Origin of the sequence: Thermoanaerobacter uzonensis DSM 18761 (assembly GCF_900129115.1) — a bacterium.
Classification (GTDB): Bacteria; Bacillota; Thermoanaerobacteria; order Thermoanaerobacterales; family Thermoanaerobacteraceae; genus Thermoanaerobacter; species Thermoanaerobacter uzonensis.
Genome location: NZ_FQUR01000009.1, coordinates 40591 through 64122 on the forward strand (window position 1 = coordinate 40591; position 23532 = coordinate 64122).

Sequence of the window (23532 nt, forward strand, 5' to 3'; positions counted from 1 at the left end):
TAATCAATACCAAAAATATTGGTATTGTCAAAAACGAAATCAAGTTTGTAACAAACACCAAACCTCTACAAGTATTTCAACCATTTTTGATATGACCATTTTATTCCACCTCAATTGCCTTTACTTTTGATTATACCATAAATTTTAACTTTATATAATTAAAAGCAAAAGCTCAACCGCTGTGGTTGAGCTCTTTTGTTTCTACTTTACAAATTGGCTTAAATGTTTTAATCCTAAAAGAAGCCCTTCTTTTACTTTTTCTTCACTGCCTTCATATAGAGGGTCTTCATGTTCTATGCTTATTACCCCATCATATCCATTGTCTTTTAGCGCCTTTATAAACTTGCCCCAATCTACATTTCCCATACCTGGCATTCGGTATCTCCAGTATCCAAACTCTCCATGCGTTCCTGTGTAAAGCTGTCTGTTGAAAACTCCATATCGCTTAAATTTATCCTCAAACACTTCTGTGTCTTTTGCGTGTACATGAAATATTCTATCTTTAAACTCTGGTATCACATCTATATAGTCTATAAACTGCCAAACAAGATGGGAAGGGTCAAGATTTAAACCAAAGTTTTTAGAAGGTATCCTTCTAAACATCTCCTCCCAAAGCTCTGGTGTAAAAGATATAGTTCCTGGAAGGCCAGGTACCTGCCATCCTTCCATAGGGCAATTTTCGATTATAATTTTTATTCCTTTGTCTTCCGCATAGCTTATTATATCAGTAAAAACTCTTTCAAATTCATCAAAATTGTCTTTTATGCTCTTTTCAATGTTTCTCCCTACAAAAGTCCCCACCATGTCAGTCCCAAGCATCTGTGCCGCATCAATGCACTTTTTTAAGTGATTGTTTATAAACTTTCTCTTTTCTGGGTCTCTGTCAAGGTTGTTGTCATAATATGCAAGAGATGAAATTGTGAGCCCGTACTCCTTAAAATATTTTTTTATTTCTTCCGCCTCTTCAGGTGTGAGATTTTCTACATCTATGTCACTTGCAGAATAATCCCTTGTATTGTCTTTAGGCCAGCAGGCAATTTCCAGTGATTTAAACCCATTTTCACTTGCCCACTTAGCCTTTTCTTTAAGAGGCATATTCCCAAGACATACTGTTAAAAATCCTAAATACATTTTACATTTCCTCCTCTAAAATCTTTTTTAAATTTTCAAAACTAATTTTCACACTTTCAATTGGAGGTCTTTTACACACATCCTGTTCAACAATTAACCATTTAACTCCATTTTCTTTTGCAATTTTTATTACTTCTTTAAAATTGATAATTCCATTTCCTATTTCAGTAAAAGACCTGTCCTCTTTATCCATGTCTTTTAAGTGAATTAAAGGTAGTCTATTGGAGAATTTTTTAAGATATTCTACCGCATCAACTCCCGCATATGTAACCCAATACGCATCGATTTCAGCTTTTACAAGCTCTTTATCTGTATTTTTGTAAAGTATATCAAGTCCATATTCTCCATCGTATATTTCAAATTCGTGATTGTGGTTGTGATAGCAAAACTCAAGTCCCTTTTCCCTACACTTTTCACCTATTTTATTAAACAACTTTGCTGTTTCAATATAATCCTCTCTTGACTTGTACTCATTCCACGGACAGACGATGTATTTATTACCTATTTCAAGGTTATAATCTATCACTTCCTCAAGATTGTTTTTAAGTAATTCTATTCCTACATGACTACCAGCAGCTTTTAATCCTAAATTATCAAGCGTTTTTCTTAATTCTGATGCTTTTAAACCGCCATATCCTGCAAACTCCACTCCTTCGTATCCTATTTCCGCAACCTTTTCAAGAGTACCTATAAAATCTTTTTGTGTCTCCTCTCTCAAAGTGTAAAGTTGAAGTGCTATAGGTATACTCATTTTAATTTTTTCCCCCTTTAACCTAAAACTATTTCCTTACCTTTTTCAGCTGATTCATAGGCACCTCCTATTATTTCCATGAGTTTTGCCCCTTCTTCAGCAGAAGCCAAAGGCTCTTTGTCATTTTTTATACAGTTAACAAAATGTTCAAATTCATTTAAAGGCGATTTTGGATAATTGGTGTCGGGAACTATGTCAATCAATGTATCAATAATTTCCGAAAATACTTTAAGCTGTCCGTTTTTAAACCATATGCCACCTTTATCACCTAAAATTTCATAGTAATTGTAATCTCCCTCAATGTTGGAAGCCCAGCTGAATTCAAAGTCAATTGTGGCACCATTTTTAAGCCTTACAAAGCCTACTGCCATATCCTCCACATCGTAAATTCCATCCCCGCTTTTTGCATAATTCCAGCTGTTTAAACTGTTGCTATTTGAAAACTTAGAATAAGTAGCTGATGACACAGATTGCACCTCTGGGTATCCCATGAAATACAAGACTAAGTCTAAAAAATGTACTCCCAGGTCAATTAGAGGGCCTCCTCCAGACAATTTCTTATTTGTAAACCATCCGCCTTTTCCAGGAATACCTCTCCTTCTCCTCCAGCCAGTCTTTACATGGTATATTTCGCCTATATACCCTTCCTCTATATATCTTTTTACAAAGAAAGATTCATTTGTAAACCTATTATTTAATCCTATCATAAACTTCCTTTTGTATTTATTTTTTGATTCAATGACCTCATAAGCTTCTTTTGCATTTAGAGTTATAGGTTTTTCACAATGCACATGAATTCCCTTTTCCATCGCTTTTATAGAAATAGGCGCATGTAAATAATTAGGAGTACATACGCTTATAAGGTCTAGTTTTTCTCTTGCAAACATTTCTTCATAATCTGTATAAACATGAGGTATATTGTACTTTTCCGCTAATCTTTTTGCAGCCTCTATATCCGGATCAGATATGGCTACAATTTCAACATCTTCTACTTTTGAATAACCATTTAAGTGTTTGTAATCAGCAACTGACCCTGCACCAACACATGCATATTTAAGTTTTCCCATACAAAAGCCTCCATTTACCTGTTAAAATATACTGGTTCTCCTGTTTTCGCAGATGTATAAATAGCCTCTAGTATCTCAGTTACTACAAGAGCTTCTTCTGGCTTTACAACCGGCTCTGTATCGTTTATGATGCAATCAATCCAAGCTTTTGCTTCTAAAAATCCTGGGTCATCTGATTTACCTTCATAGAAATCTACTCCACCTACATCAGTAGAAACTTTAGTTGTATAAAGCTTTCCAAATTTCTCTCCATTTATGCGAAGTCCATCTCTCATGTCAGCTCCGCCTTCTGTTCCACACAAAGTGGTCATAGCCTCGCCAACCTCTAAAGTATTTAAAGCCCAACTGGACTCTAATATAATGGTAGCTCCATTCTCCATTACTATAAATCCAAAAGCTGAATCTTCAACTGTGAACTTTTCAGGATCCCATGGCCCCCAAGCATTCGCAGCATTTGCTCTTTTGCCTAATTTATAGTAGGCGCTTCCCATTACAACTTTAGGCTTATAGTTATTCATCATCCACAATGTCAAATCAAGGGCATGTGTTCCTATATCGATTAAAGGCCCACCACCTTGCTCTTCTTCATTCAAGAAAACACCCCATGTAGGTACCGCGCGGCGACGTATAGCATGAGCCTTAGCAAAATATATTTCTCCTAGTTCACCATTTTGACAAATTTTATGTAAATATTGAGAATCTGGTCTAAATCGATTTTGATACCCTATAGTGAGTTTCTTACCTGTTTTCTTATATGCTTCCACCATTCTTCTGGCATCTGCAGCAGTCTTAGCCATAGGCTTCTCACACATTACATGTTTTCCTGCATAAAGAGCATCAACAGTTATGTCTGCATGAGACTTGTTGGGAGTTAAGACATGAACCACATCTATCGTTTTATCTTCAAGAAGTTTTTTGTAATCCGTATATACTTTCGCGTCTTTTGTACCATATTCTTTTGCCGCTTTTTGAGCCCTCTCTTCTATGATGTCACAAAAGGCCACCATTTCAACATTGTCTAGTTTTGCCAAAGAGGGCATGTGTTTGCCAAAAGCAATTCCTCCACAACCTATAATTCCTACTCTAAGTTTTTCTTTTACCATAAAAATTCCTCCCCTAATTATATTTAAATTTGTATTTTTAAGACAAAACTTTATTCTTTATTTTACTGTTGACTCTCTTATTATTAGCTCATGCTCTAAAAAAATCCTCTGTGGTTCTTCTAATTTGCCACTCATGTGTTTTATCAGTAGTTCCATAGCAACACACCCTAAATCGTATTTTGGCTGTGAAATAGTTGTAAGCATAGGGTCATACATAGAAGCAAAGCTTATATCATCAAAGCCTACAACCGCTATATCCTCAGGGACTTTAAGCCCTTCTTCCTTTATCGTTCTTATAGCTCCAATAGCCATGATGTCAGAGATTGCAAATATAGCAGTAGGCCTTTCTTCCATCGCCAAAAGCTGTTTCGCTGCTCTTACTCCGCTTTTAAAGCTGTAATCTCCGTATTTTATAAGCTTTTCGTCAAATTCTATCCCTGAATCTTCAAGAGCTTTTTTATAACCCGCTTCCCTCTGCTTCGTAGATACAAAGTTATTTTCACAGCTTATCATTCCTATTCTTTCATGTCCCAATCCTATCAAATGCTTCACTGCTTTGTAAGCTGCAGAAAAGTTGTCTATAGATACATATGAAACGCCAGCTCCTTCTATGTATTCACAACACTGAACGACAGGATAATTTTGGCCTATCAATGTCAGTTCTTCTTTTCCCATCACAGGCGCCATAAAAATAACGCCATCCGCCAATCTGTTTTTTAAAATTTCAAGGTATACCTTTTCTCTGTTAATATCAGAATCAGTATTGCAAAGCATTACATTGTAACCATTTTTATGGGCTACATCTTCTATTCCTTTTACAACCCTTGCATAAAAAGGATTTGAGACATTAGGCATCAAAGCCAATATCATTTTCGTTTCAGAACGTCTTAAATTTCTTCCAAGGAGATTTGGATGATAATTTAATTCTTTTATCGCTTTTAATACTCTTTCCTTTGTTTCTTCAGACACCGAGTCACTGTCATTTAAAACTCTTGATACTGTTGCAACAGAGACTCCTGCTCTTTTAGCAACTTCTCTAATATTAGCCATTCTAACCTCCTATGTAACAGATTACATAATATTTTTCATTGAGTTTCAGAGACATATCTAATAAAATGTGTAACGCATTACATTTACTATTATACCTCTAAATTAAAAAAAATCAATAGCAACAAATAAATTTTCATACTTTTATTTTAAATTTTGTTTTTTATTTAAAAAAGACTGCCGAAGCAGTCTAACAAAATAAAAAGCATCGAAGTAAAAATACTGCACCTCGATACTATATTTTGCTGTTAAAATATTCCTCTGAAACTTGAAGCTGATTTTTTAAAATCTCTTTCCATAAATATTTTGGAATTTCACCACTTCCCATTGAAACTTTTGTCCGTCTAATATTGCCATTTTTATCACGTTTAACGTAGAAATAATGATCCGTTTGTTTGTATAACTCCCAACCGTCTCTTTCACAAAAACGCTTTAATTCTCTCCATGTTGGCATTTTATTAGTTTTTTTACTCCTTCATGACTATCTTGTAATAAGACATTTAAAATATATGGTAAATGTTTTTTACGGTTAGGAGCTGAATACCAATATTGAAAGTCGTTATAAAAGTCTTCTGCATATTCAATTAAATCATTTACTAAACGATTTAAAGCCTCTTCTTCGTTTTTTCCATTAGCAACAATATCAATTTCGTTTAATGAAATTGTTACACTCCCATTCTCTTCTTTAAAAATATTTGCTGTAAATGTATATACTTTTAACATTTCTTTTGCCATTTCTAAGTTTGAAACAAAAATATAATCTTTTGTGCGCTTAATAATTTTTGGCTTTTCACGAATAACCGAATTGATAAAATCACTCCATTCATTTCGAGCATCTGTTGCATTCACTGTAAACATTTCATTCATTCCCCCTTTTTCACCTCCATTATATCATATTATGTGCAATATGTACAGTATGTACATATTGCTAAGTTTTATACATAACAAATTTATTCCGCCTCTTTGTGAACCGAAAAAGCTCAACCTTATCGGTTGAGCAAAACTATCATTCTAATGTTTTTATCTGCTCTTCAAGAGCTTGTATCTTATTTTTAAGGTATTCTAATTGCTGTAGTGCTTGTTGTTTTTGTTGCATCATCTCTTCTTTTTGACTGCCTTGCTGTCTTAATTCTTCCATCTTATTTTTAACTGTTTCAACTATTTTTTGTTTGCTATTGTCAAAAAACTCCATAGCTTTATTAACAGCATCTTGCATCTCTTTTATGCTCTTTTCTATTGATGGTTTCATATTTTCTTTTGCTTTTGGGTAGAGCATTAAACTTAAAGCTGCTGCTCCAATCCCCCAGTAAAGCTTTCTGGAGGAAAGAAATTTTAAAATACCCATTTTCTTCTCTCCTCCTCTCTTTTGTTCCATTAATATTTTGCCCTCAATTTTTTATATAATTTAATGTGTTATTTACCAAAAATCATAACTTTTGTTATCGCTTTATATAAATCCTTTGCATTATATTTTTCACTAATTTTAGAAAAATATTGTAAAAATTCTCCTATTGTCTCTTGCCATAAATTTACTATTTCATTCTTTTTAGACGGGTCTTTTTTGTATTCCTTAAAAGACAATTCCATCGCATATTTTAAGGCATCAACTGCCTTTTGAAATTCTTTTTTTATGTCATCCATTATTATTTTACCCCCAAAAAAGTATAATCTAAAGATAATATATGAAAATTATCACGATAGTGTCACAAAAAATAAAAAATGAAAAAAGGAGAAGGTTCCTTTTATCCGAAAAAATTCAGACAAACGGAACCGTCCCTCTTATCTGATTATATTTATACTGTTACCACATTTCTTACACTTATTGCCTTCCAATCCTTTTACATTAACATACCAGTTTTGCCTCTCTACAAGCAAATTACCGCAATAAGGACAATGTGTATTGTTATCAAATCCCAATACATTCCCTACAAAGACAAAATTTAAATATTTTTTCCCTATCTCATAAGCTTTTTGAAGCGTAGCTATAGGAGTAGCTGGATTATTCATTTGATAATTTGGAAAATATCTTGAAAAATGTAATGGTATATTTTTGTCAATTTGAGAAAGCCATTTTACTAAGTTTTCTATTTCTTCTTCTTTGTCATTTAAATCGGTAACAACTAAATTAGTAACCTCTACATGGCAATATTTCGAAACTTCTTCGACGGTCTTTAAAACGGGTTCTAATCCTCCCCCAACAATCTTTTTATAAAAATCCTCTGTATAAGCTTTTACATCTATGTTCATGGCATCTACATAAGGAAGTATCTTTTTTAATGGTTCTAAATTTATATATCCGTTTGTCACAAGTACAGTTTTTAACCCCTCTTTTTTAGCCTCAATCAATCCATCGTGTACATATTCATACCATATTAAAGGCTCGTTGTAAGTAAAAGCAATCCCTATATTGTCTCTTTGTCTTTTTGCTGCAGCAATCAATTCTTGGGGAGAGATGTAATCTCCCTCCCATTTTTGATGTGCTATTTCCCAATTTTGACAAAACTTACACTTTAAATTGCAGCCATAAGTCCCCACAGAAAATATATATCTGCCTGGATAAAAGTGATAAAGAGGCTTTTTCTCAATTGGGTCCATTGCTACAGAGGTTATAATTCCGTAATTTTCAGTCACTAATGTTCCGTTTATATTTTTTCTCACATTGCAGACTCCGTACTTCCCTTCATTTATACGGCAATTGTGGGGACATAGCAAACATTCTACAACATTATTCTCTAGTTTTTTATAGAACATAGCCTCTTTTAACATAGTAAAAGATACCATTTCTCCATAAACTTAAATAGAGAAATGGCTCCTCCCTCCTTTTTACCTTACTATTTATGTCTTTCAACTTCAAATTTTTCTATTGTATAATCCTCATCTGGACTAATTCCAGCTTTTCTCAAAGCAATAGAAATTTGTTCTTCAACAGTGTCTACTCCTTCTAAGTCAGGTAAAAGCAATCCTGAACGATAGCCTTTCCTCACTATTACTCCATATTTTTTGGGGTTAAGCTCTTTTTTTGATTTAACAGGTTGAGGAGGTGTCAAAACATCCACTGAATACTCAATATCCTTCAGTTCATACTCCTCTACAGGTTCAAAGCGAGGATCTTCAAAACCTGCACTTATGGCATTTTTTATTATTTCTTCTGCTATATTCTTTCTCTGTGGAACTACTGTACCTATGCATCCTCTAAGTTCCCCATCTTTATGAAGAGAGACAAATACTCCTGCTCTTTTTGTATACATTTCTTCAGGCAAACCTTCTGGAACTGGCATTGGTTTTCTATATTTCACATAATATTCAAGGCTTTCCCTTGCAAGTTTCACATAGTGGTCTTCTTTTTGCCTTATTTCTTCAATTCTCTGTCTTTTTAGATTGTATAACTTTTCTAAAAGGCTTGTTTCCTTATACTGATCCACTTCAAATTGCGCAACACCATATCCTACGCCAAATGGCCCTTCATGGGATAATACTTTCGCTTTGACCTCATAACCATCAAGAACTCCCAACATGACGCAAACAGACCTAAACCCACACTCTGCGGCTTCTTCAATTAAGCCTTTGTCCATTCCAATTATTTCTTCTACCTTCATCTCAGAAAGCAAGTCTAGAAGTTTTTTGTCAAAAACTTCTCCCTTTGGCGTATAGCCATTTGGACTATTGGGGGTCAATTTGTGAGATAAATCCCCACTGGCGATAAAAACAACTTTTTTGTTTGATTCCATTATTGCTTTGTTTATTGCAATTCCAAATTCGTAAAGTTGTTCAAAGGGCAAAAAGCCATAGGAAATATGAATTAATTTGAAAGTAGCATAATGTTTTGTCACAAAATATAAAGGTACAATAGTTCCGTGATCAAGCTTTTTGGGAAGCACATATTTTTTGGCTAATTCATCATCTACTTCTGCAATAGGTATATCTCTCTTTCTAGATTCTTCTACAATTTTTTCAACAAGTTCTAAATCATTCTCAAATTCAAACCTTACACCTCTTGCACCAAACTGTCCAAGGTCTCCTTCTAAACTAGAAAAAACAGTCACTGCCACAGCATCTCTAAAAACGTATCCATGAGGAGTGACAACTATTATTGTATCAGGCTTTTTTTCTTTTATGTTGCTTGAAACAGTATTAAGTGAATCTATCGTCCTTTGAATCTTTTTTTCTTCTCCTCTCCCTATTTCAGGTACGATTATAGGTGGATGAGGCATGAGATAACAAGACAACAAAACTCCCATTTTTTAACACCTCGACACTTTTTCTTCTCATATTTGATTATACCACAATAACAAAAGCTTCATCCCTTATAAATTAATATTAGGGTGAAGCTTTTTAAAAATTACATAATAACAGCAATATCAATATCACTTTCACTAGTATAATTGCTTTTCGCATAAGAACCATATAAATAAACTTTCTCAATGTTCATTTCTTTTTTGACTAATCCGGCGCATTCTCTAGCAATCTTTTCTATGGTTTTCATATCAATGAAAGTAACTATTATCTCATCACCTTTACCTTCTCAATGCTTAAAGTGGTAAATTCATATTTTAAACTACCATACCTCATTCCTTATCTTTCTTTATATACTTCCTAATTACTCCCTCAAAAATAATATCTATTACATAGGCTGAAACACTTGCTAATATTATAAAGAACAATATTGGCATAATGTTTGCAAGAATCAAGGCAGTTAACAACGTCAAAATTATAAGTATTGTTTGGGGCAAATGTCCAAGACCTAATAAAAAAGAGGTTTTCCATAAGCCAAAAAGTTTCCCCTCATAATATTGAATTGTTAAAAAAGTGTATATCAATGTGATTAAAAACATGAGTCCCATTGACAATAACAAACCAGCAAGAATGTATGCAAAAGCTGTGTTTTGTTGTATAAAAAATCTCACGTCTACGTAAAGTATTAAAATAACAGCAACGGTAATCACAAAGTTTATAAGCATCCACGAGAAGTGCTTTGTAAAACCCTTCCAAAATTCTTTAAAGACGCTGCTTCCTTCATCTTTTCTCAATAAACGTATTGAATGAAAAAGAGCTTCTGTGGATTGGAAAATTGTAACAACAGGAAGTGAAAATATAATCCACAGAAGATTTAATATCATTAAATCGCTTATGAAATAGGCTATGTCGTAAAGCTTTGAGTCTCTCATTGCATTTCACCTTTACATTTATTTTAACAATTTCTTTTGTATTTTACCAGCTGCATTCTTGGGAAGTTCGGGTACAAACTCAAAAATCTTTGGAATCTTATATGAAGCCAATTTATCCTTTAAAAAGCTTTGAAGCTCTTTTCTATCAGCTTTCGCTCCTTCTTTTAGCACCACAAAAGCTTTAACTTCTTCTCCTTTCAATGGATCACCCACTCCTATCACAGCTGCTTCTAAAACATCAGGATGTTCTAATAAGGCATCTTCAACTTCCCTCGGATATACATTAAACCCACCTAATATTATCATGTCTTTTAGTCTATCTACAATGTAAAAATATCCGTCTTCATCTTTTTTTGCAAGGTCACCCGTGTGGAGCCAACCACCTCTTAAAGTCTTAGCAGTTTCTTCTGGCATGTTGTGATAGCCAACCATTATATTAGGCCCCCTTAAAACAAGCTCTCCTACTTCTCCAACGGGGAGTTCGTTATCATTTTCATCCATTATCTTTGCTTCAACACAAGGAAGTGGCAACCCAACAGACCCCGGTTTTCTTATGGCATCAGGCTCTAAAGGATTTAAAAGTGCAACAGGAGCTGCCTCACTTAACCCATAGCCTTCTACAAGCGGAAAATTGAATTTTTCCTCAAATCCTCTTTGTATCTCAGGCGCTAATGGAGCTCCACCTGATATAGCTAACCTTAAAGCTTTAAATTGTCCCTTTTCTGCCATTCTCATAAGGACCGCAAACATCGAAGGCACTCCGCAAAAAACAGTTACATCTTCTTTTGTCAGTGTCTCCAATGTGTCTTTTGGCATAAAACTTTCTTTTATTGTAATAACAGAACCCAAATAAAATCCAAGAAGTATGTTGACTGTCCAAGAAAAACTATGAAACAAAGGCAATACAGCTAAAAAATTATCAGAAGGCCCTAAGTCAGAAACCTCATCCATAGCTTTTACATCAGCAATGAAGTTATTGTGAGTAAGCATCGCACCTTTAGGTTTCCCTGTCGTTCCAGAGGTATATATATACGTACATACTTCGTCTGGTTCTATTTCAACATGTTGAGAAGGACCCATTTTTAAAATTGCATTAATTGTATTTTCATCTAAAACGATCACATTTTTAAGATTCAATCTTCCCAATTGAGATTTATCAACTTTTTGTGCTATTACAGGATGAACTACCAAAGTATTAGCTCCTGATTCCATGATTATATAAGCTATTTCTTCAAGAGTAAGCATCATGTTAAGTGGAACAACAATCGCCCCTGCTTTTGACACTCCCATAAAAGAAAAAATATATTCAGGACAATTTGGGAAACTTAAAGCCACCCTATCACCTTTTTTAACACCTATTGATTGAAAAAAAGAAGCGTATTTATCTATTAAAGTATCCACTTCTCCATAAGTATAAACTCTGTCTTTAAATTTTATCGCCACATGGTTCTCAGACACTTTTGCGTTTTTGTAAAGTTCATGAATTTTCATAATTATCCTCCTTTAACTTAATATGGCAGCACCGATGATCCCTGCATCATTTCCAAGCTCTGCTTTTCTTATGTCAGCATACGGTAAGTCTTTGAATAAAATATTCTCTGCCACTTCTTTTTTAAGAGGCTTTATGAGAAAATCTCCTGCATTTGCAACTCCTCCACCCAATATTATCACTTCAGGGTCAAACATGTTTATCACATTTACAATCCCAATAGCTAAGTATTTGACGTAGTCGTTGAAAATTCTCATTGCTTGCTCATCGTACTGCTTCGCCGCGTCAATTACATTTTTAGCCGTGATGCTGTTTATATCCCCATTTGCAAATTTTAAAATAAGAGAATTGGGATCTTTTTCTACTGCCTTTTTCCCTTCTCTTATTAAAGCAGTTGCTGAAGCATATGTCTCTAAACATCCAATTTTACCACAATTACATCTTATACCATTGTCTCCTATCACTATGTGTCCAAGCTCAGGTGCAAAATGATGTGCACCATTGTATATTTTACCATCAAGGATAAAACCAGAACCTACTCCTGTTCCTAAGGTAATTGTCACTGAGGACTTAGAACCTTTGCCAGCCCCATATGCTGCTTCTGCCAAAGCTGCTACATTTGCATCATTGTCCATATATATTGGCAAATCAATGTATTTTCTTATTTCTTTTACAAGAGGAACTTTTGTCCAAAACAGATTCACCGCTCGTATTACTATGCCTTTTTCGCTATCTGCTACGCCCGGGACTCCTATTCCCATTGACTTAATATCACTTACACTTAGATTACTCCTCTTAATAAGTTCAAAAGCTATATCCGCTATGTCTTTGGCAATCGCTTCATAACCCCTTTCGGGTTTTGTCGGCCTGCTACCTGTAGCTACTATACGTCCCTCTTCATCCACCAATCCAACAGCAATATTAGTGCCTCCAAGGTCAACACCAATTCTCATTCTTCCTCTCCTCCAATTTTTCGTTTTTTCTCTTTAAGATATTCTTTTATTTTTCCAACATCAGTATTAAGCACTAAATCCTCAGTTATACCGGCATTTTTAATAACTTTGAGAGCTTCATCAAACCTTCCTACATCAAAGCTTACATGGGCATCGCTTCCTACAGCAATTTTTACTCCCATTTCTTTCGCTTTTTTAGCAATGAGAAAACAATTTTCTTCACTGCCCTTTCTTGAACTTACAAAGGAGCTGTTGTTTATTTCAATAAATTTGCCATATTCTTTAGCAGCCATTAAAACTTTTTCAATATCTATTGGATAGATGGGATTCCCAGGATGTCCTATTATATCTACACAAGGGTTTTTTATAGCATTTATAATAGCTTTTGTGTTTCTTTCTATATCGTCACTTGGTTCAAAACACACGTCATGCAAACTGGCAATCACTATATCTAGTTTTTTAAGTATTCCTTCTGGTAAGTCCAAATTTCCTTCTTCATCCATTATATTAACTTCTACCCCTTTTAATATCTCCACCCCCTCTATTTTTTCAGGTAACACTTTTAAATTTCCAAAATACCAAAGGTGAGCAGCTCCTGGCATTTTAGGCCCGTGGTCTGTCATACATATAAGTTGAAGCCCTTTTTTATAAGCCTCTCTTGCGTTTTCTGTAATAGTGCTGTAAGCGTGACCGCTTGAAATTGTGTGAGTATGAGTGTCCAAAACCAACTTCAACTTTATCCTCTCCCTTTAATTCCCTATTTGTTTTAATAATTTTTTGTTAAGCTCATGGGCAGCGTTGTATCCCATCTGTTTTTGCCTGTGGTTCATCGCTGCTACTTCTACTATTATCGCGAGATTTCTTCCTGGCCTTACAGGTATAGTAAGCTTTGGAACTTTGACATCTAAAAATTTAATATATTCATCTTCTAATCCTAACCTGTCATAATATTTATCTTCATCCCATTCCTCCAATTGAATGACTAAATCTATATTCATTGTATTTCTAACAGACCCCACACCGTACAACGTCTTAATATCAAGTATGCCAATGCCCCTTATCTCAATAAAATGTCTTATTATCTCCGGTGAACTCCCTTGAAGCTTGTCCTCACTTATCTTGCTAATCTCCACTGCATCATCAGCAACTAACCTGTGTCCCCTTTTGATTAGCTCTAATGCTGTTTCACTTTTACCTATGCCACTTTCTCCTAATAAAAGAACACCTATACCATACACATCTACAAGGTCTCCGTGAATAGTAATTTGTGGTGCTAACTTTTCATCAAGGTAATTTATTAATCTATTTATAAATTTCGTAGAAGCTTCTTTCGTCCTCAAAAGATATCTATCGTACTTTTGGGCAGCATCTATAAGTTCTTGGCGTATATTTAAATCTCTTGTTACAATAAGGCAAGGAATGGGGTAAGTAAAGAATTTATCTGCTCTTTCAGCTAATACGCCATCTGGCAGCTGTTCTATAAAAGTTGTCTCGACTTTTCCTATTATTTGCACTCTTTCATAAGCAAAATGCTCATAAAAGCCGGAAAATTGTAAGCCCGGCCTATTTACATCACTTGTTGTTATATCTATTTTATTATTTTTGGCCTCAACAATGACTTCTAAATTTAAATCCTTTATCAAAGTTTCAACAGGAATCTTATCCACTTTTTCACCTCCAGCCAGCAACAAAACGCTGCATTTAATTCAATTATATTATTTAATGTAAAATAAGTAAATAGACAAAACCTTTTCTTCTTGGAAGATGTAAATTATAATATGTTTATAGCCATATAAACTTTTGAGGTGAAAAAATGTTAAGACAAAGACTTCTTAGACTTTTAAAAGAAAACAAAGGGGAATATATCTCTGGGCAAAAACTTTCTGATGAGCTCAACGTTTCAAGAACTGCTATATGGAAACATATAAATGAATTAAAAAATGAAGGATACCAAATAGAAGCCCATCATAAGCTGGGGTATATATTGCTTTCTGAGCCTGATTTGTTAATTTATGAAGAAGTATCCCCTTATCTTACTACAGATTTTATAGGAAAAAATTATATACATAAGTTAGTCATTGATTCTACAAACAACCTTGCCAAAGAAATAGCATCAAACGTTCCTGATGGCACAGTAATTATTGCCGAAGAGCAGACAGCAGGAAGAGGACGATTAGGAAGAAGTTGGATATCTCAAAAAGGCTGTGGCATCTGGATGTCTATCATTTTAAAACCAAATATACAGCCACAGGAGGCAATTAATCTCACACAAGTAGCGGCAATTTCTGTAGTCAAAGCTATTGAAGAAGTATTTCACGTAGAAAGCAAAATAAAATGGCCAAATGATATAATACTAAACAATAAAAAAGTGTGTGGAATATTGACAGAGATGAGTTCAGAGATTGACAAAATAAACTATGTGATAATAGGAATTGGAGTCAATGTAAATTGTGACAATTTCCCTGAAGAATTAAAAGGGAAAGCCACTTCCTTGTACTTAGAAACCAACTCTAAAGTTGATAGAAAAAAACTTACCGCCAGCATTTTAAATAACCTGGAATTTTATTATAATGCATATTTACAAAAAGGCTTTGTATACATAAGGCCTATATGCATTGAAAAATCCATAACAATAGGAAGGCAGATAAAAGTCATTGCCAATGAGGGTGAAATTGAAGGGAAAGCTGTAACTATTGACAATAATGGAAGTTTGGTAGTAGAGACTAAAGAGGGCAAAAGACTTAGTATTATGTCAGGAGATGTGTCTGTAAGGGGGTTACTGGATTATGTTTAAACAAAATCTTGACGCTCCAGTTTGTTGACAAAGTTAAAAAATGTTCAAAGGAGATATTTTGCATCGTCGCTCCGGTGTTCCAAAGCGACAAAACTAAAGCTCGACCTTCAGGTTCCGGCAGGGTACCGGGCACAATCGGCATCCATGCCTTAAGGTGCCCGCCTCCGCCATCCATGGCTTCGGCCCTGCCTCCACCCTCGGTCTTGCTAAGTTTTGTTATCGCTTTGTAACAAGTCGCGCCAAACGCAAAATATCTTCTTTTCGAAAGTTTGTCTACAGTCTGAAGCATCCAAGCCAAAATCTTGACGCTTTTTATTTCCTAAAATATTCATATACAGCTTGAGCAGCTTTTTCATTCATTCCTTCCACTTTTTTAAGGTCCTCCACACTTGCCCTTTTTATTTCTTCTATGGATTTGAAGGCATCATATAATGCTTTTGCCCTTTTTTCACCTATGCCGGGGATATTGAGAAGTTCGCTTTTAAATCTTTTGCTTTGCTTTTCTTTGTGGAAAGTTATAGCAAACCTATGAGCCTCTTCTTGTATTTGAGCAATCAGGCGAAAAGCTTTTGTAGTCATAGGGATGTCAATTTCACCTTGAGGTGATACAAGGCCTCGAGTCCTGTGTTTTGAATCTTTTACCATACCATAAACAGGAATAGAAATCCCCCAGCCACTTAACACCTGCAGTACAGCATTTACATGCCCTATGCCACCATCTACAAATATTAAATCTGGCATTTCAGCAAATTTGGCCTTATCCTCTTCAAGTTCACCTTTTTCAATAAGCTCTTTTTCTTCAATACCGTGCAAAAACCGCCTTTCTATTACCTCTCTCATACTCTCATAATCGTCTTGTCCCTCTACATATTTTATGTTAAACTTCCTGTACTGACTTTTCTTTGGCTTTCCATCTACAAACACCACCATAGACCCTACATTTTCTTGACCCCTTGTGTTTGAAATATCATAGGCTTCAATTCTCTTAGCGTAATCAAGCCCCACTAAATTAGAGAGTTCTAATGCAGCCTGGTCTTTTGAAATTTCATCTCTTATTGATATGTCATTCTTCAGGGCTTCTAAAGCATTTTGATAAACCATATCAACCAGTTCTTTTTTCTTACCTCTTACAGGAATTGTTATAAAAACTTTGTTGCCTCTCTTTTGTGATAACCATTCACTGAGAAGCTCTCTTTCGTCTAATTCCACATCAGTTATTATTTCTTTAGGAATGTAAGGAGCACCTTCATAAAATTGCTTTATAAAGGAAGAGATTACTTCTCCTCTTTCCATACCTTCTGTATTTTTCATATAATAATGCTCTCTTCCGCTTAATTTTCCATCTCGTACAAAGAACACCTGTATACAGGAAATATCCGCACTTCGGGCCATTGAAATTATATCCTGTTCATCTTCTCCTACTGATACTACCTTTTGTTTTTCTGATGTCCTTTCAATGGCAAAAATCTGGTCTCTAATCCTCGCCGCTTCCTCGAACCTCAATTCTTCCGCCGCTTTTTGCATGTCTTCTTTAAGTTTTTGTATGAGCCAATCTCTCTTTCCATCAAGAAAGAGAACTGCCTGATCAACTAATTTTCTATAATCTTCTTTATTTATTTTGTTAGTGCAAGGAGCAGAACACAATCCTATGTGGTAATAGAGACATTCTCTAACTTTACCAATGTCCTTTTCAATATTTCTGTTACATGTCCTTACTGGAAACATTTTTCTGACAAGTTTTATAGTCTCCCTCACTGCAAAGGCACTGCTATAAGGCCCAAAATATTTAGCACCATCTGGCTCGATTCTTCTTGTAAACATTATGCGAGGATACTCTTCATTTACTGTAACTTTAATATAGGGGTAATTTTTGTCATCTTTTAATAATATATTATACTTAGGCTTATACTTTTTAATTAAGTTACATTCCAACATTAAAGCTTCAAGTTCAGTATCAGTAACAATGTACTCAAAGTCTTCCACATGAGAAAGCATTACTTTTACTTTTGGCAATTGATTTTCTTTGTTTTGAAAGTACTGCCTCACTCTATTTTTGAGAACTACCGCTTTACCTACATAAATTATTTTGCCACTTTTATCTCTCATTATATAAACACCAGGTTTTTCAGGCAAAAGCTTTAATTTTTCTTCTATGGCCATTGTCCATCACCTTCAGGTCATTTAGTTAAATAAGCTCTTATTATATCTCTTGCTATAGGTGCTGCTACTTTCCCACCTTCACCACCATTTTCAACTATTACACTTACGACAATTTGCGGATTTTCGGCAGGTGCAAAACCTACAAACCAGGCATGGGGATCCCCGTGAGGATTTTCTGCAGTACCAGTTTTGCCTGCAACTGTAATACTAGAAATTTGTGCAGCTTTACCTGTCCCCTCTTTATTGTTAACTACGCCTATCATCAATTGTTTAATAGTATCTGCCACCTTTTTTGATATAGGATTTAAATACTGTGAAGGAGTGCTTTTTTCAATGATTGCCCCTGAAATAGGATCTGCCACGTATCTCATCAAATAAGGCTTCATCATAACCCCATCATTTGCAACGGCAGAAGCAACTAAAGCCATTGTAAGAGGTGTTACAAGGATTTTACCCTGTCCTATAGAAGATTCTGCTAAAGCAACTTTTCCTTCAATAGGAGGAAAATAATTTTGTGCTGTATCTATTTCTAAAGGAACTCGTTTATTTAGACCAAAAGCATAAGCCATTGTTTGCAAGTTTTCGCTTCCTAAATCTAAACCAACCTGTATAAAAAAGGAATTGCAAGACCTATAAAAAGCTTGTCTAAAATCCTCTGTTCCATGAGCAATGCCTCCAAAATCATTTATCTTGTTGCCATCCACAATTATATATCCTTTGCAATCAAAAATCTTGTTATATAATTCAGGTTTATATGTCAAAACTGCTGCAGTGGTTATAATTTTAAAGACAGACCCTGGAGGATACAACCCTTGCGCAGCTCTATTTAAAACTACGTGTTCAGAACTTGTCATTATTTCTTCCCAATTTTCTCCTAAAGTATTGGGGTCATAAGAAGGAGAAGAAACCATTGCTAAAATTTCTCCAGTCTTTGGATTTAAAGCTACAACCGCTCCTTTTTTACCCTCCATCTCTTTGTAAGCAAGGTCTTGAAGAGTTTTATCTATTGTCAAATATACATTATCTCCTACCTGTCCTTTTGCTAAAACCAATTTTCTAAGAATAGTCATTGGGTCATTTCCTACCATCCCAAGTAATTCTTTGTCATAAGCTTTCTCTATTCCTGCATTTCCTTGTTGATATATTCTGCGACTATAGCCTATTACTTGCGCAAAAGCAGGCCCATCTAGGTATTCTCTCTTTTGTGAGCCATCTACAAACACGCTTTTTGCAAGTACAGTCCCATTTCTGTCTAAAATACTGCCTCGCAATATCTTTTTTTCTTGTTCTATAAGTCTTCGATTGTAAACACTATACGAACTAGTAATTAATTTATCTCTTTCATATATTTGGAAATAAGTTAAATAGGCAACTAGGCCGAAAAAAAGTATAGAAAAAAACCAAAACAGAATTTTAATATTGCGATTTAAGTTGGACATCCTGTTGCTCCTCCTTAAGAGCTATGCCATTGAGCATACCCAATGTCACAAAGCTCGTCACCATAGAACTACCACCATAACTTACAAAGGGAAGGGTTACCCCTGTCAGAGGTATGAATTTTATGACACCACCAATTATAGTAAAAACTTGTAAACTAAACATTGAAATAAGGCCTGTAGCTACTAATACACCAAACTCATCTTTAGCATTTAGTGCTACTTTAATCCCTCTATACATTATAACAAAATACACAAGAATTATGGCTATAGCACCTAAAAGTCCAAATTCTTCACTAATAGCAGAAAATATGAAATCACTTGCCACAACCGGTATATACTCTGGATGCCCCATGCCGAGCCCTGTGCCAAAAAAGCCTCCTGCCGCAATGGCAAAAAGTGATTGTACAATTTGATATGTCTTTCCAGGTACATCCATCCAAGGGTTCAACCATGCCTCAATTCTTACTCTTACGTGCCAAAACAAAAAGTAGGATATTATGCCTCCTAAAACAAAGAGCCCAATCCCTACTGCTGTGTATAATAGATTAGAAGTAGATACAAAAATTAATAATACTGTAGTAATATAAAATAAAAACGCCATCCCTAAGTCTTTTTCTAATACAAATATTCCTACAATTACAAGAGTTATTAATCCTAAAACAATTATGTCTTTTGTTTCTCTCCTAGTGCACAAATATTTTGCCAAAAAAATTATATATATTATCTTAGCAAGTTCAGCTGGTTGAACATATATGCCGTCAAAAGTAAGCCAGTTTTTAGCACCACCTATTTCTCTTCCAAAAATTAATGTTGAGCCCAGTAGTGCTATTGTAAGTGCAATGTAAACAGCTTCCCCGTATTTGAATTTATAAAGTAAATCGTAATATTTTGAAATATATGAGGAAATGAAGTAAAGTGTAAAACCTATTCCAATCCAAACAATCTGCTTTATGAGCAAATCTGGTGCAACTCTATATATCATTATAAGTCCCATTTCTGTTAAAAAAGAAGTTAAAATGATAAATTGTATTTCACCCAATGGGAACAATCTTACATGTAAGTAATAAACAATATAAATTAATATTGGAAATGCTAATGTAAAATATATAGTGTCAAATCCTTTCGGTTTATTGTGTATAAAAAGCAGCAAAAAGGCTATTACAAATATCCAAAAAACATTTTTCATAGCTTTGGATCCAGTTTTTATATATTCTTCCATAAGATTTCACCTACAAAATAAATTTGAGTTCAACATCACCTAAAGTAATTACATCGTTATTCCTTATTTTAACAATTCCTTTTATTCTTTTGCCATTAACAAAAGTTCCATTTGTACTGTTTAAATCTTGTATATAAAACCTCTTGCCCCTCTTTCGTATGATAGCATGCCGTGCAGACACATAAGGGCTTTCAATTACTATATCACATTCTTCCGACCTTCCTATAGTAGTAACTTCAAAAAGATTAAAAGTCCTTTCTCCATTTAAAAAAGTAAGTTTAGCCGCTGTTATTTGCCTCTCATATCTTGTCCCTTTTATGTCCATATACACTATTTTAAAAACTCTGTATAAAAACAGGTAGATGAGAAAAATAAGGACATATTTTAATATCTGAGAAGCTATAGCATAATACATAAATTCACCTCATTTTTGAGAAAGGACTTTTTTCAAAAACCATCCAGTATAAGAATTCTCATTGGCAGCAACTTCCTCAGGTGTCCCTGTAGCTATTACCATTCCACCTTTGTCTCCACCTTCTGGTCCTAAGTCAATAATATAGTCTGCACTTTTTATGACATCTAAGTTGTGTTCAATTACAATAACAGTGTTACCTGCATCAGTTAATCTATTCAAAACATCAAGAAGCCTATGCACATCTGCAAAATGTAATCCAGTTGTAGGCTCATCCAAAATATATAATGTTTTACCTGTAGGTCTTTTAGAAAGTTCAGTAGCTAATTTTACTCTTTGGGCTTCTCCTCCTGAAAGCTGAGTAGAAGGTTGCCCTAGTTTAATATATCCTAGTCCTACATCATACAAAGTCAGCAATTTATTTTTTATCCTGGGTATATTTTCAAAAAACACTAACGCTTCTTCTACCGTCATATTAAGTACATCCGAAATATTTTTTCCTTTATATTTTACTTCCAATGTTTCCCTATTATACCTTTGACCCTTGCACACTTCACAAGGAACATATACATCCGGCAAAAAGTTCATCTCAATTTTAATTATACCATCTCCTCCACAGGCTTCACACCTTCCACCTTTAACATTAAAACTAAATCTCCCTGGTTTATAGCCTCTCATTTTAGCTTCTGGGGTATTTGCAAAAACTTCTCTTATATAATCGAAAACTCCTGTATAGGTAGCAGGATTTGAGCGAGGAGTCCTGCCTATAGGAGACTGGTCGATATTTATTACTTTATCTATATTATCAATACCCTCTATTGCATCGTGCATACCTGGTTTATCTTTGGACTTATAAATCTTCTGTGCCAATGCTTTGTACAGTATCTCATTTATAAGGGTGCTTTTGCCTGAGCCAGAAACCCCTGTAACGCATATAAAAACTCCGAGAGGGAAAACTACATCTATATTTTTTAAATTGTTTTCCTTCGCCCCTTTCACTATTAAAGCTTTTCCATTAGGTTTTCTCCTCTGTTTTGGCACTTCTATCTTTATTTTACCACTTAAATATTGGCCTGTAATTGATTTTTCACATTTTAACACATCTTCTATCGTACCCGCAACTACAATTTCTCCTCCATGCTCACCTGCACCTGGTCCTACATCCACAATGTAGTCTGCCGCATATATTGTATCCTCGTCGTGCTCTACTACTATAAGAGTATTGCCTTGGTCTCTTAATTTTTTCAAGGAATTTATAAGTCTTTCATTATCTCTTTGATGAAGTCCAATGCTGGGTTCGTCCAAGATATATGTGACTCCTACAAGTCCAGACCCTATCTGACTTGCCAATCTTATCCTTTGTGCTTCTCCACCTGATAAAGTAGCTGCGGGCCTTGACAGAGTTAAATAATCAAGGCCTACATCTACAAGAAAACTAAGCCTTGCTTTTATTTCTTTTAAAATTGGTTTTGCAATAATCTCATGTCTTTCTGTTAATTTGAGTTGGTCAATAAATTTTATAAGCTCGCCAACAGAAAGGTCTGTCATTTCTTTTATGGAAAGTCCACCAACAGTCACAGCTAACGCTTCTGGCTTTAATCTTGCTCCATGGCATGCAGGACAAGTAACCGGTCTCATATACTTTTCTATCTCTTCTTTTATAAAATCTGAAGAAGTATTGTTGTACCTTCTTTCAAGATTGTTTACTATCCCTTCAAATCCATAGGACTTTCCCTTTGTATCTTTGCCATAAAGCAGTACATTTTTTAAATCTTCACTAAACTTTTCATAAGGAGTATTCTCCGTATATCCAAAATGTTCAATCAATCTTAAAATGTTGTAATAAGCATAACTATCCTGTGAAGCAACAATACCCGGCAACAACCCATTTGCTAATGATTTTTTAGGGTCTTGTATTAAAAGCTCTGGATCTACCTTCATAAATTCCCCCAATCCAGTGCAAACAGGGCAAGCCCCATAAGGGCTATTGAAGGAAAACATTCTCGGAGAGAGCTCCTCAATACTTATGTTGCACTCTGTACAAGCGTATTTTTCAGAGAGTGTAAAGCTTTCTCCGTCTATTACATCAATAGTAACTATCCCATCTGCTAATTTTAAAGCTGTTTCTATAGAATCCGTCAGCCTCATGTCAATTCCCGGTTTTATAATAATCCTATCCACTACGACTTCAATAGTATGCTTTTTATTTTTATCAAGCTTAATCTCCTCATTTATATCGTACATTACTCCATCAATTTTCACTCTGACATATCCACTCTTTTTTATATCATTTAAAAGCTTAGCATATTCCCCTTTTCTTCCTCTAATAACAGGAGCCAGTACCTGTATCCTTGTACCTTCTGGCAATTCTTTGACCCTGTCCACCATCTGATCTATAGTTTGCATGCTAATCTCTCTCCCGCAAACAGGACAATGAGGGCTCCCAGCCCTTGCATATAAAAGTCTTAGATAGTCGTAAATCTCAGTTATCGTACCTACAGTAGAACGAGGGTTTTTATTTGTGGTCTTTTGGTCTATAGATATTGCCGGTGAAAGGCCTTCTATATAATCAACGTCTGGTTTGTCCATTTGTCCTAAAAATTGCCTTGCATAAGCTGACAAGGACTCCACATATCTTCTCTGACCTTCGGCATAAAGGGTATCAAAGGCAAGAGAAGATTTGCCAGAGCCTGATAAACCCGTTATTACAGTTAACTTATCTCGTGGAATCTCCAAATCTATATTTTTTAAATTGTGAACTCTTGCCCCTTTAATTACAATTTTGTCCTTCCCCATGATTTC

Annotated in this window: 23 protein-coding genes; 1 reads left to right on the plus strand and 22 read right to left on the minus strand. The window is 34.9% G+C overall.

Going from position 1 to position 23532, the window contains the following annotated elements; genetic code table 11:
- Positions 1-201: 201 nt before the first annotated feature.
- From BUB32_RS04855 to hprK, 17 genes are all read right to left on the minus strand, one after another.
- On the minus strand, positions 202-1131 hold the full coding sequence (locus BUB32_RS04855) for a sugar phosphate isomerase/epimerase family protein (protein ID WP_072967934.1): 930 nt from the start codon (positions 1129-1131) through the stop codon (positions 202-204).
- 1 nt (position 1132) lies between these two features.
- Positions 1133-1882, minus strand: a complete 750-nt coding sequence (locus BUB32_RS04860) for a sugar phosphate isomerase/epimerase family protein (RefSeq protein WP_072967935.1) — start codon at positions 1880-1882, stop codon at positions 1133-1135.
- Positions 1883-1899: 17 nt separating this feature from the next.
- Positions 1900-2949: a Gfo/Idh/MocA family protein gene (locus tag BUB32_RS04865; RefSeq protein WP_072967937.1), complete on the minus strand. Its 1050-nt coding sequence runs from the start codon at positions 2947-2949 to the stop codon at positions 1900-1902.
- A 14-nt stretch (positions 2950-2963) separates the two neighbouring features.
- Complete coding sequence (locus BUB32_RS04870) at positions 2964-4052, minus strand: Gfo/Idh/MocA family protein (protein ID WP_072967938.1); 1089 nt, start codon at positions 4050-4052, stop codon at positions 2964-2966.
- Positions 4053-4109: 57 nt separating this feature from the next.
- On the minus strand, positions 4110-5102 hold the full coding sequence (locus BUB32_RS04875) for a LacI family DNA-binding transcriptional regulator (RefSeq protein ID WP_072967940.1): 993 nt from the start codon (positions 5100-5102) through the stop codon (positions 4110-4112).
- Positions 5103-5334: 232 nt separating this feature from the next.
- Positions 5335-5553, minus strand: coding sequence for a type II toxin-antitoxin system HicA family toxin (locus BUB32_RS04880; RefSeq protein WP_003866615.1), 219 nt, complete (start codon positions 5551-5553; stop codon positions 5335-5337).
- Positions 5532-5957 carry a hypothetical protein gene (locus tag BUB32_RS04885; RefSeq protein ID WP_072967942.1) on the minus strand — a complete coding sequence of 142 codons (426 nt, stop codon included), beginning with the start codon at positions 5955-5957 and terminating at the stop codon, positions 5532-5534. The genes BUB32_RS04880 and BUB32_RS04885 overlap by 22 nt, the downstream gene beginning before the upstream one ends.
- Positions 5958-6105: 148 nt before the next feature.
- The gene (locus BUB32_RS04890) at positions 6106-6444 is read right to left on the minus strand and encodes a hypothetical protein (protein ID WP_072967943.1); all 339 of its coding nucleotides are present in this window, start codon (positions 6442-6444) and stop codon (positions 6106-6108) included.
- Positions 6445-6512: 68 nt separating this feature from the next.
- Positions 6513-6740, minus strand: a complete 228-nt coding sequence (locus tag BUB32_RS04895) for a hypothetical protein (RefSeq protein WP_004404829.1) — start codon at positions 6738-6740, stop codon at positions 6513-6515.
- Between the two features lie 138 nt (positions 6741-6878).
- On the minus strand, positions 6879-7880 hold the full coding sequence (gene amrS / locus BUB32_RS04900; RefSeq protein ID WP_072967945.1) for an AmmeMemoRadiSam system radical SAM enzyme: 1002 nt from the start codon (positions 7878-7880) through the stop codon (positions 6879-6881).
- A 50-nt stretch (positions 7881-7930) separates the two neighbouring features.
- On the minus strand, positions 7931-9337 hold the full coding sequence (gene amrA / locus BUB32_RS04905) for an AmmeMemoRadiSam system protein A (protein WP_072967947.1): 1407 nt from the start codon (positions 9335-9337) through the stop codon (positions 7931-7933).
- A 101-nt stretch (positions 9338-9438) separates the two neighbouring features.
- Positions 9439-9582 carry a nucleotidyltransferase domain-containing protein gene (locus BUB32_RS13220; protein ID WP_268807548.1) on the minus strand — a complete coding sequence of 48 codons (144 nt, stop codon included), beginning with the start codon at positions 9580-9582 and terminating at the stop codon, positions 9439-9441.
- A gap of 82 nt (positions 9583-9664) precedes the next feature.
- Positions 9665-10264 (minus strand): YesL family protein, encoded by a 600-nt coding sequence (locus BUB32_RS04915; RefSeq protein ID WP_072967950.1) that lies wholly within the window; start codon positions 10262-10264, stop codon positions 9665-9667.
- Between the two features lie 18 nt (positions 10265-10282).
- Positions 10283-11755, minus strand: coding sequence for a long-chain-fatty-acid--CoA ligase (locus BUB32_RS04920; protein ID WP_072967952.1), 1473 nt, complete (start codon positions 11753-11755; stop codon positions 10283-10285).
- Positions 11756-11767: 12 nt separating this feature from the next.
- Positions 11768-12706 carry an ROK family protein gene (locus tag BUB32_RS04925; RefSeq protein ID WP_072967953.1) on the minus strand — a complete coding sequence of 313 codons (939 nt, stop codon included), beginning with the start codon at positions 12704-12706 and terminating at the stop codon, positions 11768-11770.
- Entirely contained in the window at positions 12703-13440 is a 738-nt protein-coding gene (locus BUB32_RS04930; protein WP_072967954.1) for a phosphatase, read from the minus strand. The genes BUB32_RS04925 and BUB32_RS04930 overlap by 4 nt, the downstream gene beginning before the upstream one ends.
- Before the next feature lie 15 nt (positions 13441-13455).
- The gene (gene hprK / locus BUB32_RS04935) at positions 13456-14373 is read right to left on the minus strand and encodes an HPr(Ser) kinase/phosphatase (RefSeq protein WP_072967956.1); all 918 of its coding nucleotides are present in this window, start codon (positions 14371-14373) and stop codon (positions 13456-13458) included.
- A gap of 146 nt (positions 14374-14519) precedes the next feature.
- Between hprK and BUB32_RS04940 the strand changes: the two genes are divergently transcribed.
- Positions 14520-15500: a biotin--[acetyl-CoA-carboxylase] ligase gene (locus BUB32_RS04940; RefSeq protein ID WP_072967958.1), complete on the plus strand. Its 981-nt coding sequence runs from the start codon at positions 14520-14522 to the stop codon at positions 15498-15500.
- A gap of 312 nt (positions 15501-15812) precedes the next feature.
- Here BUB32_RS04940 and uvrC read toward each other — a convergent pair whose 3' ends face one another.
- Genes uvrC through uvrA form a run of 5 tightly spaced genes read right to left on the minus strand, consistent with a single transcriptional unit; the run spans position 15813 to position 23526 of the window.
- Positions 15813-17660 carry an excinuclease ABC subunit UvrC gene (uvrC, locus tag BUB32_RS04950; RefSeq protein ID WP_072967960.1) on the minus strand — a complete coding sequence of 616 codons (1848 nt, stop codon included), beginning with the start codon at positions 17658-17660 and terminating at the stop codon, positions 15813-15815.
- A gap of 17 nt (positions 17661-17677) precedes the next feature.
- Positions 17678-19099, minus strand: coding sequence for a peptidoglycan D,D-transpeptidase FtsI family protein (locus BUB32_RS04955; protein ID WP_072967962.1), 1422 nt, complete (start codon positions 19097-19099; stop codon positions 17678-17680).
- Complete coding sequence (locus tag BUB32_RS04960; protein ID WP_072967964.1) at positions 19074-20318, minus strand: FtsW/RodA/SpoVE family cell cycle protein; 1245 nt, start codon at positions 20316-20318, stop codon at positions 19074-19076. The genes BUB32_RS04955 and BUB32_RS04960 overlap by 26 nt, the downstream gene beginning before the upstream one ends.
- A 10-nt stretch (positions 20319-20328) precedes the next feature.
- The gene (locus tag BUB32_RS04965; protein ID WP_072967966.1) at positions 20329-20733 is read right to left on the minus strand and encodes an FHA domain-containing protein; all 405 of its coding nucleotides are present in this window, start codon (positions 20731-20733) and stop codon (positions 20329-20331) included.
- 9 nt (positions 20734-20742) lie between these two features.
- Positions 20743-23526: an excinuclease ABC subunit UvrA gene (gene uvrA / locus BUB32_RS04970; RefSeq protein ID WP_072967968.1), complete on the minus strand. Its 2784-nt coding sequence runs from the start codon at positions 23524-23526 to the stop codon at positions 20743-20745.
- Positions 23527-23532 lie beyond the last annotated feature (6 nt).

Bases quoted from the DNA above. Each gene is read 5' to 3' on its own strand.
- BUB32_RS04855 (WP_072967934.1), bottom strand. From the start codon at position 1,131: ATGTATTTAGGATTTTTAACAGTATGTCTTGGGAATATGCCTCTTAAA.
- BUB32_RS04860 (WP_072967935.1), bottom strand. From the start codon at position 1,882: ATGAGTATACCTATAGCACTTCAACTTTACACTTTGAGAGAGGAGACA.
- BUB32_RS04865 (WP_072967937.1), bottom strand. From the start codon at position 2,949: ATGGGAAAACTTAAATATGCATGTGTTGGTGCAGGGTCAGTTGCTGAT.
- BUB32_RS04870 (WP_072967938.1), bottom strand. From the start codon at position 4,052: ATGGTAAAAGAAAAACTTAGAGTAGGAATTATAGGTTGTGGAGGAATT.
- BUB32_RS04875 (WP_072967940.1), bottom strand. From the start codon at position 5,102: ATGGCTAATATTAGAGAAGTTGCTAAAAGAGCAGGAGTCTCTGTTGCA.
- BUB32_RS04880 (WP_003866615.1), bottom strand. From the start codon at position 5,553: ATGCCAACATGGAGAGAATTAAAGCGTTTTTGTGAAAGAGACGGTTGG.
- BUB32_RS04885 (WP_072967942.1), bottom strand. From the start codon at position 5,957: ATGTTTACAGTGAATGCAACAGATGCTCGAAATGAATGGAGTGATTTT.
- BUB32_RS04890 (WP_072967943.1), bottom strand. From the start codon at position 6,444: ATGGGTATTTTAAAATTTCTTTCCTCCAGAAAGCTTTACTGGGGGATT.
- BUB32_RS04895 (WP_004404829.1), bottom strand. From the start codon at position 6,740: ATGGATGACATAAAAAAAGAATTTCAAAAGGCAGTTGATGCCTTAAAA.
- amrS (WP_072967945.1), bottom strand. From the start codon at position 7,880: ATGGTATCTTTTACTATGTTAAAAGAGGCTATGTTCTATAAAAAACTA.
- amrA (WP_072967947.1), bottom strand. From the start codon at position 9,337: ATGGGAGTTTTGTTGTCTTGTTATCTCATGCCTCATCCACCTATAATC.
- BUB32_RS13220 (WP_268807548.1), bottom strand. From the start codon at position 9,582: ATGAAAACCATAGAAAAGATTGCTAGAGAATGCGCCGGATTAGTCAAA.
- BUB32_RS04915 (WP_072967950.1), bottom strand. From the start codon at position 10,264: ATGAGAGACTCAAAGCTTTACGACATAGCCTATTTCATAAGCGATTTA.
- BUB32_RS04920 (WP_072967952.1), bottom strand. From the start codon at position 11,755: ATGAAAATTCATGAACTTTACAAAAACGCAAAAGTGTCTGAGAACCAT.
- BUB32_RS04925 (WP_072967953.1), bottom strand. From the start codon at position 12,706: ATGAGAATTGGTGTTGACCTTGGAGGCACTAATATTGCTGTTGGATTG.
- BUB32_RS04940 (WP_072967958.1), top strand. From the start codon at position 14,520: ATGTTAAGACAAAGACTTCTTAGACTTTTAAAAGAAAACAAAGGGGAA.
- uvrC (WP_072967960.1), bottom strand. From the start codon at position 17,660: ATGGCCATAGAAGAAAAATTAAAGCTTTTGCCTGAAAAACCTGGTGTT.
- BUB32_RS04955 (WP_072967962.1), bottom strand. From the start codon at position 19,099: ATGTCCAACTTAAATCGCAATATTAAAATTCTGTTTTGGTTTTTTTCT.
- BUB32_RS04960 (WP_072967964.1), bottom strand. From the start codon at position 20,318: ATGGAAGAATATATAAAAACTGGATCCAAAGCTATGAAAAATGTTTTT.
- BUB32_RS04965 (WP_072967966.1), bottom strand. From the start codon at position 20,733: ATGTATTATGCTATAGCTTCTCAGATATTAAAATATGTCCTTATTTTT.
- uvrA (WP_072967968.1), bottom strand. From the start codon at position 23,526: ATGGGGAAGGACAAAATTGTAATTAAAGGGGCAAGAGTTCACAATTTA.